This is a genomic window from Methanosarcina barkeri str. Wiesmoor (assembly GCF_000969985.1).
Taxonomy (GTDB): Archaea; Halobacteriota; Methanosarcinia; order Methanosarcinales; family Methanosarcinaceae; genus Methanosarcina; species Methanosarcina barkeri_B.
Genome location: NZ_CP009526.1, coordinates 2,995,810 through 3,009,987 on the forward strand (window position 1 = coordinate 2,995,810; position 14,178 = coordinate 3,009,987).

10 protein-coding genes and 2 pseudogenes are annotated in these 14,178 nt (G+C 40.0%); 4 read left to right on the top strand and 8 right to left on the bottom strand.

What is annotated here, in order from left to right; all coding sequences use genetic code 11:
* Window positions 1-846 precede the first annotated feature (846 nt).
* The 8 genes and pseudogenes from MSBRW_RS24080 to nifS all read right to left on the bottom strand — a co-directional run bounded on the left by MSBRW_RS24080 (window position 847) and on the right by nifS (window position 7,942).
* Window positions 847-1,125: a group II intron maturase-specific domain-containing protein gene (locus MSBRW_RS24080; protein WP_329957364.1), complete on the bottom strand. Its 279-nt coding sequence runs from the start codon at window positions 1,123-1,125 to the stop codon at window positions 847-849.
* 329 nt (window positions 1,126-1,454) lie between these two features.
* Window positions 1,455-1,793: pseudogene (locus MSBRW_RS22380) on the bottom strand (ISNCY family transposase); the annotation flags it as partial.
* 244 nt (window positions 1,794-2,037) lie between these two features.
* Window positions 2,038-3,777, bottom strand: a complete 1,740-nt coding sequence (metX, locus tag MSBRW_RS12385; protein WP_011307393.1) for a homoserine O-acetyltransferase MetX — start codon at window positions 3,775-3,777, stop codon at window positions 2,038-2,040.
* Window positions 3,778-3,779: 2 nt separating this feature from the next.
* Window positions 3,780-5,153 carry an O-acetylhomoserine aminocarboxypropyltransferase/cysteine synthase family protein gene (locus tag MSBRW_RS12390; RefSeq protein ID WP_011307392.1) on the bottom strand — a complete coding sequence of 458 codons (1,374 nt, stop codon included), beginning with the start codon at window positions 5,151-5,153 and terminating at the stop codon, window positions 3,780-3,782.
* Between the two features lie 82 nt (window positions 5,154-5,235).
* The gene (locus tag MSBRW_RS22385; RefSeq protein ID WP_155398251.1) at window positions 5,236-5,373 is read right to left on the bottom strand and encodes a hypothetical protein; all 138 of its coding nucleotides are present in this window, start codon (window positions 5,371-5,373) and stop codon (window positions 5,236-5,238) included.
* Between the two features lie 278 nt (window positions 5,374-5,651).
* A pseudogene (locus tag MSBRW_RS12395) lies at window positions 5,652-6,176 on the bottom strand (quinolinate synthase NadA); the annotation flags it as partial.
* A gap of 46 nt (window positions 6,177-6,222) precedes the next feature.
* A complete protein-coding gene (gene nifU, locus MSBRW_RS12400) occupies window positions 6,223-6,612 on the bottom strand; it encodes a Fe-S cluster assembly scaffold protein NifU (RefSeq protein WP_011307391.1) in 390 nt (129 codons plus the stop codon).
* 115 nt (window positions 6,613-6,727) lie between these two features.
* Entirely contained in the window at window positions 6,728-7,942 is a 1,215-nt protein-coding gene (gene nifS, locus MSBRW_RS12405) for a cysteine desulfurase NifS (RefSeq protein WP_011307390.1), read from the bottom strand.
* Window positions 7,943-8,200: 258 nt separating this feature from the next.
* Between nifS and MSBRW_RS12410 the strand changes: the two genes are divergently transcribed.
* The 4 genes from MSBRW_RS12410 to MSBRW_RS12425 all read left to right on the top strand — a co-directional run bounded on the left by MSBRW_RS12410 (window position 8,201) and on the right by MSBRW_RS12425 (window position 14,082).
* Entirely contained in the window at window positions 8,201-8,605 is a 405-nt protein-coding gene (locus MSBRW_RS12410) for a transcriptional regulator (protein ID WP_011307389.1), read from the top strand.
* A gap of 540 nt (window positions 8,606-9,145) precedes the next feature.
* Window positions 9,146-10,072, top strand: a complete 927-nt coding sequence (gene cysK, locus MSBRW_RS12415) for a cysteine synthase A (protein ID WP_011307388.1) — start codon at window positions 9,146-9,148, stop codon at window positions 10,070-10,072.
* A gap of 259 nt (window positions 10,073-10,331) precedes the next feature.
* The gene (gene cysE / locus MSBRW_RS12420; RefSeq protein ID WP_011307387.1) at window positions 10,332-11,276 is read left to right on the top strand and encodes a serine O-acetyltransferase; all 945 of its coding nucleotides are present in this window, start codon (window positions 10,332-10,334) and stop codon (window positions 11,274-11,276) included.
* A 211-nt stretch (window positions 11,277-11,487) separates the two neighbouring features.
* On the top strand, window positions 11,488-14,082 hold the full coding sequence (locus tag MSBRW_RS12425) for a HEAT repeat domain-containing protein (protein ID WP_052305894.1): 2,595 nt from the start codon (window positions 11,488-11,490) through the stop codon (window positions 14,080-14,082).
* Window positions 14,083-14,178: the final 96 nt, after the last annotated feature.

A 14,178-nucleotide genomic window follows, 5' to 3' on the forward strand; every position in this document is an offset into this window, starting at 1 on the left:
AGGTCCAATAAATCCACGTTTGATTGAAAATCGATAGCAGTAAAAATATGAATTTACGAAAATTTACTGCGGAAAGTGGGAGCAACTACTCGCTCTCCCTCTTTTAAGAACCGGGCGTGCACTTTTCAATACATCCGGCTCAAGCGTTCTAAAACCTTTTCTGTATCAGACAGCAGTTTTCTTTCAAATGGAATGACCTTTCCGGAAATTTAATTTATTTTGACGTTCATGGAAGTAGTTAGAGTCAAGAAACGGATTCATCTGTAATTTTAAATAGGGTCCTTCCAAATCAGTACTAAAACTAAGGGCATACAATGCTTATTTTAGATGATAGGTATGCATTTAGAGTTTCCCCAATTAAGGTACACTCTAAAAATCAATTTTTTAGATAAACAATTTATAATACTCTTTTAAATCAAGAAAAAATTGAAATAAATACTTTATTCTTTTACAATTTATATTTATTTATAAATAAGGCATCTGATGTCATTTTCATCCATACAAAATTCAATGTTAAAAGTAAGGAAAAATCAACGTTTAATTTACCAATTAAAGTACTTAAGTAATTTAAACAGCAAATAGATCATTTAATGAATGTACCTTAACTGGGGGAAGGCTGACACTACATTATATTTGGCAAATAAGGTTTAATATTCCTTAAAAAACTAATCATTTTTCAAGGGGTCTAAATTTTAAAGGAATATGCCTACAGATTCTGGTTTTGGATAAAAGCAACAGACTGTTTCTTTCTGTTCTGAAGTTCCATCTTCGTGTAGCATTTCGCTTCCAATATTTGTTGATAATCCAATTTTTGGATTTATTTGGATGTCTTCTTTTAGCCCACCTCTATAGCATTTCCCAGATTCGATGGTCAAGTGTCTGGAATGTTTCAGAAGAAACCACTGAACTGTGGTAGTTAGTCCAACCTCTAATTATGGGATTTAGTTTAGAAATTAAATTTTCTTGAGAACATGCCATTCCTTTCCTTAAGGTTTGACTGATTGTTTCAGTGAATCTTTCAATTGACTTCTTGGAAAGCTTGGTCAGAAGCTTGTCTTTATACTTGCGGAAATTCCAGCCGAGAAAGTCGACGCCTTCATTATAGAGACTGCATAGCTCTGTAATACATTGTGGGGATACCTAAGGGACGTTTCTTCTTACCAGGTTTATAGGGTTTACCAAGTTCCGTGTCACAAATAATGCAAATGCTTTAGAAGCCATCTATAGACCGGAAAGCGTTTGTCTATTTTCTACGACATCTGTAACACCATTACAGCCTGCTTTCATACCGTTTGGTTCAAGCGTATGGTTCAAGCGTATCAGTCTAATTTCGCTTGCCAAATTTTACGACCCGTACAATGGTTCAACATATGTTTCTTCATGGCATTTTTACCCAAGCAGATGATCCAAATTAGACTTTCAGGCTTCTCCACATTGTCTTACGAGCTTAGCACAACTGCATTGTATCTGAGTACCTGGTATAAAATTATTGAATGAATCAAAAAGTAAAGTATTCAGATGTGCCCAAAAACTATACCTTCTTCGCATGTACTACCACAATTTGAGCATTTATATCTCTCAATACAGATTTCTCCAAGACCTTGTTTGGTGTATGAATTATAGCCATTATGAACCATACGAGTATTACAAATAGGACAAGCTGGAGGAGTTTTTCTACGAAAAACTCCGCTTACAGTATATTCATAATCATTGTCAAAACTATCAAAAAGGTCTAAGAGAATAGGGTGTTCCGAAAAGTTATTAAGATTAAGATTAAGATTTATAGTTACCATTGTTGTGCCGTAACATCATTACAGAATTACAGAATTACAAATTTATGCAGTGATGTTACACTTACTTTTATCACTAGATTTTGGAACTGAGTCTTACAAAGCTAACATGCAAAGCTAACTCACAAAAACTAATATCCAGAGTCGAAAAAATAATTTTTCTTTTCAAAACGATTGCAGTGTTATGGACAAAAGAATTTGGATTTTGAATCCTCCGATTCTTCAAAATTAACTGAACTTTCCTGAATTAACTGAACTTTCCAATAAGTGCGCTTATGCTTTCACTCGTAACCATACCTATAACTCGGTTTTCAGAATCGATTACAGGAAGCGCAGAAATCGAGAAATCTTCCATTATCGAGGATGCAGTCTCAATTTTATCACCTGAAAATACGTATTTCACGTCGCGGGTAATTATCTCATCCAGTTCGGTGATTTTGCAGGCAACGGCTTTTGTAATATCCCAGGAAGTGACTATGCCTTCAAGTTTTCCATCCTCTGAGACTACAGGTAGATGGTTTACTTTCTTTTTTACCATAAGAGTTGAAGCGTTTTCAATTGTTTCGTTTCTGGAAACCGAATAGAAGTTCCGATACATGATATCACTTACAAGAATCTGAGAAAGAAAGCCCCTTATAAGGTAATTGAGCTGCCCTTCTTCAAGCAAAAAAGCATCATGCCCGTACTGAGACCTGATTTCTTCGTATTTGGCATCAACCCCGTTTGCAGTAAGTGCAGACACGATTTCCTGGGATTGATAGGGAGGATATAGCCAGTCTGAGGTTATAGAAATCACAAGATATTTTGCAGTAACTACGGAAAGACCCTCTATAAGAGACCCGTTTTTTGAAAGGTCAAAAAAATCTACGGCTTTTGTGATATAAAGATAAGAATTGGCATCAAAACGCTTTGTAAAGGTATCTCCCTGGTGATTCAGGTAGCTTTCGACCTGAAAATGTGAGGAGCGGTCAGGGAAAGTTTCTGAAAAGGTTTTTGAAGAGGTTTCTGAAGAGGTTTCTGAAGAGGTTTTTGAAGAGGTTTTTGAAGAGGTTTTTGAAGAGGTTTTTGAAGAGGTTTCTGAAGAGGTTTTTGAAGAGGTTTTTGAAGAGGTTTCTGGAGAAGTTTCTGAAGAGGTTTTTGAAGAGGCTGCTGGAGAGACTTCTGAAGAGACTTTGGAAGAGATTTTAGGCATATCCGGGCCTACTTTCTCCTGTTTGTCTCTCCCGAACTTCTTTTGCATCGAAGCATCGCTTAAGTATGTAATATGGCCTATCATGCGGGCAAGCGCCAGGCCCTGTGCAGGAGTTTTCTTTCCGTAATAGTTACCTCCATTCCACTTTGGATCATCTGTTATCGCTTTTCTACCGATTGCCCCAAATGCGATTTGCTGAGGGGTTGTGGACGCAGTTGTTGCGATTGCAATTGCTTTTTTAACCATTTCAGGATAACTGACCGTCCATTGAAGCACCTGCATCCCGCCCATTGAGCCGCCTGCAACTGCAAAAAGCTGTTTTACTCCCAGGTGCTCGACAAGCTTTTTCTGGGCATTTACCATATCTGCAATAGTAAGTATAGGAAAAGAAATACCGTAAGGCTTTCCTGTTTCAGGGTTGATGGAAGAAGGGCCTGTAGAACCTTTACAGCCTCCAATTATGTTTGAACAGACGATGCAATATCTTTCCGTATCAAATGCCTTATTCGGGCCAATTACAATGTTCCACCAGCCCGGCTTTTTGTCGCCTGTATGAAATCCGGCAGCATGAGCATCACCTGTAAGGGCGTGGCAGACCAGGATAACATTACTCTTATCCGCGTTCATCTTCCCGTACATCTCGTACTCTATCCGGACATGGGAAAGAGTCTTTCCGCTCTCGAGCCTGAAAATTCCAGGAATTTCATAGTTCATTGAACGGACTAGCCCAAGATTCTGGCCTTTTTTTCCCGAAAAAAGATTTTTGAAGGAAGGAACCTGGGTCGAGATCTCCATACTCATACCTCGGAGAGTGCCTGCTTAATATCGGAAATAAGGTCCTTTGCATCCTCAATTCCTATGGAAAGCCTGATAAAGTCCTCAGTTACGCCGCAGGCAAGCTGTTCTTCTTTTGATAGCTGTTCATGGGTGGTTGAAGCTGGATGAATTACAAGACTTTTTGCATCTCCGATATTTGCAAGGTGGGAAAAGATCTCAAGCCCTTCTATAAATTTTTTGCATTCCCTGGCTCCACCTTTGATTCCAAAGCCTATAAGTGCGCCATACCCTGATTTAAGGTATTTCTTCGCAAGCTCATAGCTGCAATGGGATTCAAGCCCAGGATACGAAACCCAGGAAACCTTAGGGTGCTTTTCCAGGAATTTTGCAATCTCCAGAGCGTTATCACAATGTTTTTTCATTCTGAGAGGCAGAGTTTCAAGCCCCAGGGTAAAGAGGAATGAATTAAAAGGAGAAATGCATGCCCCAGTGTCCCTGATGAACTGCACCCTTGCTTTTGCAATAAAGGCAGCCTTTCCAAAGGCTTCCTTATACTTCAGACCGTGGTATCCGGGATCAGGCTCGCAAATCTCAGGGAATTTTTCAGGTTTCCAGTAAAAGTTTCCTGAGTCAACAATTACCCCTCCTATAGAAGTCCCATGACCTCCTATGAATTTTGTTGCTGAATATACGACTATATCTACCCCGTGGTCAATTGGTCGTAAGATCAGGGGAGACACCGTATTATCCACTACAAAGGGAATTCCTGCACCATGAGCGATTTCGGCGAGTTTTTCAAAATCAGGAATATCAAGCCCGGGATTTCCTATTGATTCCACATAGATGGCTTTTGTTTTTTCCGAGATTGCATTTTTGAATTCTTCAGGCTTACCGACATCTACGAATTTTACGGTTCTTCCGAGCTTGGGGAAAGTATAATTGAAAAGCTCGTAGGTTCCTCCGTAAAGCTTATCCCCTGAAATAATCTCGTCTCCGGGCCTTGTGAAAGTGAGAAGTGCGGTTGTAATTGCAGCCATCCCTGAGGCTACTGCAAGGGCACCTATGCCTCCTTCAAGAGCAGCTATTCTTTTCTCAAAGACATCGGTTGTGGGGTTCATAAGGCGGGTATAAATATTGCCTTCTTTCCTGAGTCCGAATAGATCAGCAGCTTCCTCAGCGTCCTTAAATACATACGCTGCAGTCTGATAAATAGGAACTGACCTTGCTCCGGTAGCCGGATCAGGTTTTGCGCCTGCATGTACGGCAAGAGTGGAAACTCCCAGACTTTCAGACTTCTTTTTTTCCCTGCTTTCTTTTGTCTGACTTTCGTTTGTCTGACTTCCCCGATTTTCCTTGCCTTCTTTTTCGTTTAGATTTCTGTTTTTGTCCTTCATTTTATCTTATCTCCAGCATTATCTCCAGCCCAAATTTCTTTGCTACCCGCCAGGCTATTTCTCAGAGTTTTTTTATTCGTCCTTATTCATCCTTATTCGTCTTTATCGACTTATCTGAATCTTTGGAAAAGTCAGGAGTGAGAATCGAACTCACATAATTCCGGGTTGCAGCCGGAAGCATCACCACTCTGCCATCCTGACGCTTATTCTCTTTTTGCATGTATTCACAATCTTCTTGTATATGTTCACATGCGTGAATATCTTCACAATCGTGAACCTATTATAAATAACTACCTACTAAATAATAAATATTAACACAGACAATTATTTATAATAATAAAAGAAAGTATAAATAATTATTGCTAATTATCTGCAAACACAAATTTGAGAGTTCCGGAAAACCTTTTATAAAAACCATTTTCTTGAAAAGTTAAGAAAAAAGAGCCTGAAGCCGTTACCTTTCTCCGTTCTCCTTTCTCCTTCTGCTCTTTCCATACATCAAGATCCGCTAATCTCAAGCATCCTGTCCAGGACTTTTCTGGTTTTAACCTTTATATTTTCCGGGACATGAATCTCACATCCTAAATTCTGCAAGCTGTTCAGAATAGCCTTGAGAGTTATTTTCTTTATATTGTAGCAAAAAGCCTTCTCTGAAGCAGGATAGAACTTCTTATCCGGGTATTTCCTTTTCAGGCTTCGAACAATTTCACTTTCGGTTCCTATTATAAATTCCGTGGAGTCTGAACTTCCCACTTCCTTTACAATTCCTGAAGTGCTTAGAACCCGGTCTGCAAAGTTCAGGACTTTGGTTCTGCATTCGGGATGTGCAAGAAATTCAGTATCAGGATACAGCTTTTTAAATTTCTGTATATTTTCCTCTCTGATGTTATCATGAACATGGCAAAATCCGGGCCAGAGATGTATCTTTTTATCAGTATGAAGTGATACGAAAGCTCCCAGATTTTTGTCCAGAATAAATATAATCTCCCTGCCTTCAACTGAATTTACCACGTTTATTACGTTTGACGATGTGCATCAGATATCGGATTCGGCTTTTACGGCCTCCGTCTTATTCTGTCCACGGCTCAAGTCCTTTTTTCTTTAGATAATCGTTAATTGCTTCATGGATCGCCTCTTCTGCAAGCATTGAACAGTGCATTTTTATTGGGGGAAGTCCATCAAGGGCTTCTGCAACGGCTTTGTTTGAAAGTTTCCAGGCTTCTTCAAGGGTTTTTCCTTTAATCATTTCGGTTGCCATACTGCTTGATGCGATTGCAGCTCCGCATCCGAAGGTCTGGAACTTCACGTCCGCAATCCGATTATCCTCAACCTTGAGGTAGATTTTCATTATATCTCCGCACTTCGCATTCCCAACTTCTCCTACACCATCACTGTTCTCAATGCTTCCCATGTTTCTTGGATTTGAAAAGTGGTCCATTACTTTAAGGCTGTAATCCATGATCTGTCCTCCAATATTGCTTTTCAATCACGTTCTCTCAGTTTTCGTTTACTCAAAAATATTCAAAATTTTTTAAAACGACTTCAGTTTATTCAATATCGTAAACAGTTGTCTCTTAAATAGTCCTGTACTCTTTTGGGGTAAGTGGAGACATGTTTCTTAGCTTCTGCACGATCTCAGGCAGAACCTCAAGTACTCTGTCCACGTCTTTTTTGGAATTCGTCCTTCCAAGACTAAGTCTGAGTGAACCGTGAACAATTTCGTGAGGGACTCCACAGGCTGTAAGCACATGTGAGGGTTCAAGAGAAGAAGAGTTACATGCGCTTCCGGTAGATGCAAAAATTCCATTCGCATTCAATAGCAACAAAAGAGATTCGCCCTCTATGTATTCAAATGTGACATTTACATTATTTGCGAGCCTCTGTGTAGGATGCCCATTGAGGTGAGTTTTCGGGATTTTCAGAAGACCTCTAATAAAGTGTTCTCTCAGCTCGAGCAGGTTTTTATTTGATTCTTCGATTTTGGCTGTTGCAAGCTCTATAGCTTTTCCAAGGCCCACAATAGCAGGGACATTTTCGGTTCCAGCCCTTCGCTTTCTTTCCTGAGCTCCACCGTGCAGAAGGGTATCTATTTTTGTCCCTTTTCGGATGTAGAGGGCTCCACAGCCCTTTGGGCCTTCGAATTTATGCCCTGAAAGGGAAAGAAGGTCAATATTCATTTTTTTGACATCGATAGGAATATGGCCTATTGCCTGCACTGCGTCCGTATGGAAATATATCCGGTTCTCTTTAGTGATTTTTCCGATTTCTTCTACAGGCTGGATTGTTCCTATTTCGTTGTTTGCAAGCATTATGGAAATAAGGATGGTGTCATCTCGAATCGCTTTCTTCACTTCCTCAGGAGAAACCATTCCGTATTTGTCAACAGGCAGGTATGTTACCTCAAAGCCCTGCCCTTCCAGCCAGGCACAGGTATGAAGGACTGCGTGGTGTTCTATAGAAGAGGTGATTATGTGTTTTCCTTTATTCCGGTTTGCAAAGGCAATTCCCTTAATTGCCCAGTTATCGGATTCCGTGCCTCCGGATGTAAAATAGATCTCGTTTTCTTCAGCCCCGAGAGCATTGGCAACCTTTACTCTTGCTTTGTCTATTGCATGTTTTGAGATTTTCCCGATTTCATAGATAGAAGAAGGGTTTCCGAAATTCTCGGTCATGTAGGGAAGCATCTCTTCGACAACTTCTTTTCTTATAGGCGTTGTAGCAGAGTTGTCCATGTAAATGGTCTTGTCTTCAATGGTCACACTTGCACCTTCACAATTGTGAATATACATAACAATTGTGACTATATAAGTTTTATCGTAAAATTTTGCGGAAAAACTTAGAGATATGCAGGAGAAATCCCGAAATATTTTAGAAATTTTGTAAATTGTTAAAAATCAAGCCGTTTTCTTGTAAGTATCATTCTTGCTGAGACATTTTTGCTGAGACCGGCAGGGAATCTTATTATTATTTTTGTTACTGAAAATAATATATATGTACATAGGATATATTCTTTCTCAAGTGTAAAATCTCAAAAAGTGATGGTAATTATGGAAACTCCGTGTCAGAAGATTGTGTGGGATCTGGTTCCCGCAATAAGGGCCAGTCTTGCAATCGAACTTGTAAAAAAAGGACAGTCGCAGGCAGCGTCGGCAAAGTTGCTGGGGATTGCACCGTCGGCAGTTTCTCAGTACATTTCGGGAAAAAGAGGCTACAGAATTGAGTTTCAGGGCGAGACGAAAGAATTGATCGAAAAGCTTGCTCAGGATCTGATCGACAACAAAGTCAGCGACTTTGTAGCAAGAATCTGTGAGATCTGTGTAAGTGCCAGAGGAATTGAGAATAAGTGCAATAGTGAATGTGCCAAGGAAGAGCAAGCCAATTATAAAACGGAAGATAAAACGGAAGATAAAGCGGAAGATAAAGCGGAAGATAATAAAAAATCTGAAGCATAAAGCAGGATTTTATCAATCCATTTACTGCTTTCATAGCTCTATTATTGTTTTTAGTCCTTCTACTATTTTCAGTCTTTTTACTGCTTTTCCAATTGCCTTAATGTTTTACCAGTTCTTCATTATTTTACCAGTTCTTCATTGTTTTTACATCCTGCTGACCGACTCTTTTTTTTTAGTAAGTATTGGTTTTCAGTAAAGGAACTTCTCGATAACTATATTTAACATGAGATTAATTAACATGAAATTAATTCACAATTGTGAATTTCCTGCGAATTGTCTGTATGTTGCCGTATCTTGCTGTATATTGCATCACTGCTGGCTGCTCAAAATAATCTCAGGCTGATTGAAAAGGCATCCGATAAACTGTAATGAGGCCTGAAAAAAGCCTGAAAAAGGTTTGAGTGTAAAAACATACATGATTGGCAGCTCATAATATAACCGAATTAATATGATTTAATTAATATATTCCAATTAATATATTATAATCAAATTAAAATATGTGGAACTTGAAAAAAGTAAGTTGCAGGAGACGGTAAAAGTATGGGGCGAATATATTCCGACATAACCTGGACAATTGGTAATACGCCTCTTGTCAGGTTAAACCGCATAACAGAAGGTCTACATGCGGATGTGTTAGCTAAAGTAGAGTCCTTTAATCCTATGGGAAGTGTGAAGGACAGAATAGGGCTGGCGATGATTGAAAAAGCCGAACTTGAAGGGAAAATCAAAAAGGGTACCACTGTTATTGAAGCCACCAGCGGCAACACCGGCATCGGACTCGCCTGCGTCTGCGCTGCCCGTGGCTATAAGCTCATACTGGTTATGCCTGAAACAATGACGGTAGAACGAAGAAAACTCCTGAAAGCCCTGGGAGCAGAGCTGGTTCTGACCCCAGGAACGGAAGGAATGAAAGGAGCAGTTAATAAAGCCGAGCAGATGGCTGCTGACGATCCTTCGCTTTACTTCATAGCCCAGCAATTCCAGAATCCTGCAAATCCAGAAATTCACAGACGTACAACGGCTGAAGAAATCTGGAGAGATACTGATGGCAAAGCAGATGTCATTGTAGCAGGCGTGGGAACAGGCGGAACTATCACAGGCGTTGCCAGCGTCCTCAAAAAACGGAAACCTGCTTTTAAGGCTATTGCAGTCGAACCTGCCGAATCTCCTGTGCTCAGCGGCGGAAGCCCTGGACCACATAAAATCCAGGGTATTGGTGCAGGTTTTATTCCTGATGTACTCCAGCTTGACCTTGTTGATGAAGTGATCAGAGTAACCGGAGACAACGCCGCTGCCATGTCCCGGCGCCTGGCAAAGGAAGAAGGCATCCTTGCAGGCATATCTTCAGGCGCTGCTACCTATGCTGCACTGCAGGTCGCAGCCAGGGAAGAAATGAACGGAAAGACGATTGTTGTGATCTTGCCAGATACGGGAGAACGTTATCTGAGCACTGATCTCTTTGACTGATTTGTCAGCAACTTTTGACCAATTTATCAGCAAATGTTTGACCGATTTATCAGCAACAGTTTGACTGATTTACCGGCAAATGTTTGACCGATTTATCAGCAACTTTTGACTGGTTTACCGGCAACAGTTTGACTGATTTACCGGCAAATGTTTGACCGATTTATCAGTAACGGTTGACTGATTTCTCAGCAATTGTTTGACTGATTCGTCTGAGGCTGGCTGACCGATTGATTTGACAATTAATACCGGAAGATTTCGAATGGGAATCAAGGAAGATATCAGGACCGTTTTTGAAAAAGACCCCGCAGCGAGGTCTACACTTGAGGTAATCTGCTGCTATCCGGGCCTTCATGCTATCTGGATACACCGGATATCTCATTCGCTCTGGGAGAGACACTTTTATTTTCTGGCCCGTCTGCTCTCTCACATCTCAAGGATGTTAACAGGTATTGAAATCCATCCAGGGGCAAAGCTTGGAAGGAGAGTTTTCATAGACCATGGTTCCGGAGTTGTGATTGGAGAAACTGCTGAGGTAGGGGATGACGTTCTGATATATATGGGAGTTGTGTTAGGCGGGACAGCTCTGGAAAAGGTAAAGCGTCATCCTACTATTGAAAATGATGTGGTTATTGGTTCAGGAGCATCTGTACTTGGACCGATTACTGTTGGAAGAGGCGCTAAAATAGGCGCCGGTTCAGTTGTGATCCGGTCAGTTCCAGCCGGAGCTACGGTTGTGGGAGTCCCTGCAAGAATTGCAGAGACACATCCTTCGGTTTCTGCAGGACAACTTGACCATGATAAGCTGCCTGATCCCGGACTTATTGTGATAAGCCAGATACTTGACCGGCTGAGCAGTCTAGAAGACAAGTTCCAGGCACATGAAGAGTTAGTTTCCGGACATGGAAAAACTCCACAAGGAACAGTACTTAAAGATGAGCAAATTTATTCCCTGCTAAAAGACGTGGTCGACCCAGGAGTAGGGATGGATATCGTCAAACTGGGCCTGGTAAAGGAAGTAGTAGTCGACGGACCAAATGTAGAGGTAAACCTTGTATTGACAACAAGCGCCTGCCCTATGATCGAGTATTTTAAGGAACAGATCCGGCGAAAAGTCCTGAGTGCGGAAGGTGTAGAAAAAGTTAATGTCAATATCCTTGATGAGCCCTGGAGCTGGGACCAAAACAAAAAAAAGGTCGTTCATTAAAGGCAAACGTCTGTTGAAAACTGTTTTAACCCATTTTTGGATTTTTTGTTTTCAAGACCAGGACTTAGAGGAAAGCTCATCAAGTAATCTAAAGGAGATAGACTGAACTCATGCCTGGATTGAAGCAAAATGATCTATGCTCTCTATTTTCGAAAACTAAAAAGGAAAATTTTTAAACACCTACTTAATATGATTTTACGGTGTTTGGCAGTTGGTCGACCAGGAGAAAATTCACAATCAATGTCTAAGCGATGATCCAGAAGAACGCATACATGCGTTAGAGGAATTAAAGATTTTTTTCTCTTCCATGCCAGATAAACAGCAGGCATGGAATGATTTAATTAGACTGACTAATGATGAAGACAAATCTTTGAGATATAGGGCTGCCTCTGCTCTTGGTTCTGCGTTTTCTCAAGTACCAGATAAACAAAAAGTATGGAATGATTTAATTAGACTAATGAATGATGAAGATGAGTCTGTGAGGTATAGGGCTGCCTCTGCTCTTGGTTCTGCGTTTTCTCAAGTACCAGATAAACAACAGTCTTGGAATGACTTACTTAGACTGACTAAAGAAAAAGATACTCTTGCGAGGTCTTGGGTTGCCCACGCTCTTGGTTTTGCGTTCTCACAAGTGCCAGATAAACAACAAGCTTCGGATGACTTACATAGACTGACCAATGATGAGGACATTCTTGTAAAGTCTAATGCTGTTCACGCTCTTGGTTTTGCGTTTTCTCATGTATCAGATAAACAACAAGCTTCGGATGATTTACATAGACTGACCAATGATGGAGACATTTTTCTAAGATATAGTGCTGTCACTGCGATTGGTTTTGCGTTTTCTCATGTGCCAGATAAACAACGGGCATGGAATGATTTACATAAACTAACCAATGATGAAAGCAGGTATGTGCGATCTTGGGTTACTGCTGCTATTGGTCGTGCGTTCTCTCATGTGCCAGATAAGCAACAGGCATGGAATGATTTACTTAGACTGATGAATGATGAAGACAGTGATGTGAGGTCTAGTGCTGGCGAAGCTCTTTGTTCTGTGTCTTTTGACATGCTAGATAAACAAAAGGCATGGAATGATTTATATAAACTGACTAATCATGAAGACAGTTCTGCTAGGTCTTGGGCTGTCTGTGCTCTTGATTCTGCGTTCTCACAAGTGCCAGATAAACAAAAGGCATGGTTTAACTTACTTAGACTGACTAATGATGAAGACAGTGAAGTGATAAGTTATGTTGCCGAAGCCCTTGGTTCTGCGTTTCCTCAGGTGCCAGATAAACAACAGGCATGGAATGATTTACATAGACTGATTAATGATGAAAATAGTGATGTGAGATATAGTACTGCCGAAATTCTTTGTTCTGCGTTCTCACAAGTGCCAGATAAACAACAGGCATGGGATGATTTACATAGACTGACCAATGATGAAGACTGTAGTGTAAGATATATTGCTGCCGAAGCTCTTGGCTCTGCATATTCTCAAGTTCCAGATCAACAACAGGCATGGAATGACTTACATAGACTGACTAATGATGAAGACAGTGGTGTGAGGTCTAGTGCCGCTTCTTCTCTTGGTTCTGCTTTTCCTCAATTGCCAGATAAACAACAGGCATGGAATGACTTACATAGACTGACTAATGATGAAGACGGTGATGTAAGAACCTTCTCAAATCATTCTCTTGGAAGAATTTTAATATTTATGGCTTCCCAGGCAGAAACAGATGAAGATTACAAAAAAGAGCTGGAAAAGGCAATAGAATTTTTCGAAACTGCAGCAAAGGAATCATATGGTTGGGATAATCCTGCTCAATTTTGCCTTCCTTTTTATCGCTCATTCCATTCAATAATTTTTAAAAAACAGGAAGCTAAAGAAGAAGTAGATAGATATTTGGCAGAAACTAAATCTGCAATTCTAGGCTCAGAAAGCAAAAAACAGCTTCTTGAAGCTGTTGAAAACCTCGCAGAAGCATTAAAAGAAGTTCAGAGTATGGGAACTATAGATTTGCCTAGGATGAAAAGTGAGATTAATTTCTATAGGAAATACTGCGAGCATGCTGCGGAAATAATGAAATGCACTAATGAAAAAGCACCGTTCGCGACAGAAATTCTGAGAAAAGGGCTGCCCATTCTAGATAGAAATCTAAAAGAGCTTATTGAAGAGATCAAGGAAAAAGCAGAAACTGCATGTCAGTTATCTCAAGGAACTGCTAACAAAGAAATTGCATGCACTGTTAACAAAGAAATCCAAAAATGGGAAATCGGCAGTCCGGAAGAAATGAGTTGGTATGTAAATAATCTTATTACAGTTCTTAAATCAAAAATTCCTCACAATACCAAAAACAAAGAAATTCTTAATATGATTGAGTGCATGAAGTTTGAGAAAGACCTTACAAAGCAATATAGAACTCTATCTACTGTTATTGGATTAATACCTACAGTTAACGTGGTTGAAGTAGAGCCTGTCGTTGGAAATATTAGCAAAGGATTTCAAGAATTAGGAACAAAAGTAGATGGTCTTTCTCAAGAAATGAACGAGATAAGGATTAGCTTAAGCCCTGGTATAACACAAGAAATTGAAATTTCTTCAGGAATTGAGATCTCAGGAACAGGTGGAAAGCTTATAACAACAATTCCTTTGCAAGAAATTTCATACGTAGAACTTAAAAAAGATTTGCAAAGGATAAAAGGAGAGAATATTAGCAAATTGTCTGAGCTTCCAAAAAGATTAGCTAACAGAATTAAAGGATATTTATTACTGAAAGACAGAGAAGATATTATTGAGCAGTTAACTTGAAATGTGTTGTCTTTAGTGATCAGTCAACGATATGTCTATTGCCTGTTTTACTTGTTTCATATCTGAATGTAAAAATGGATTTAACCGGCTCTGTAT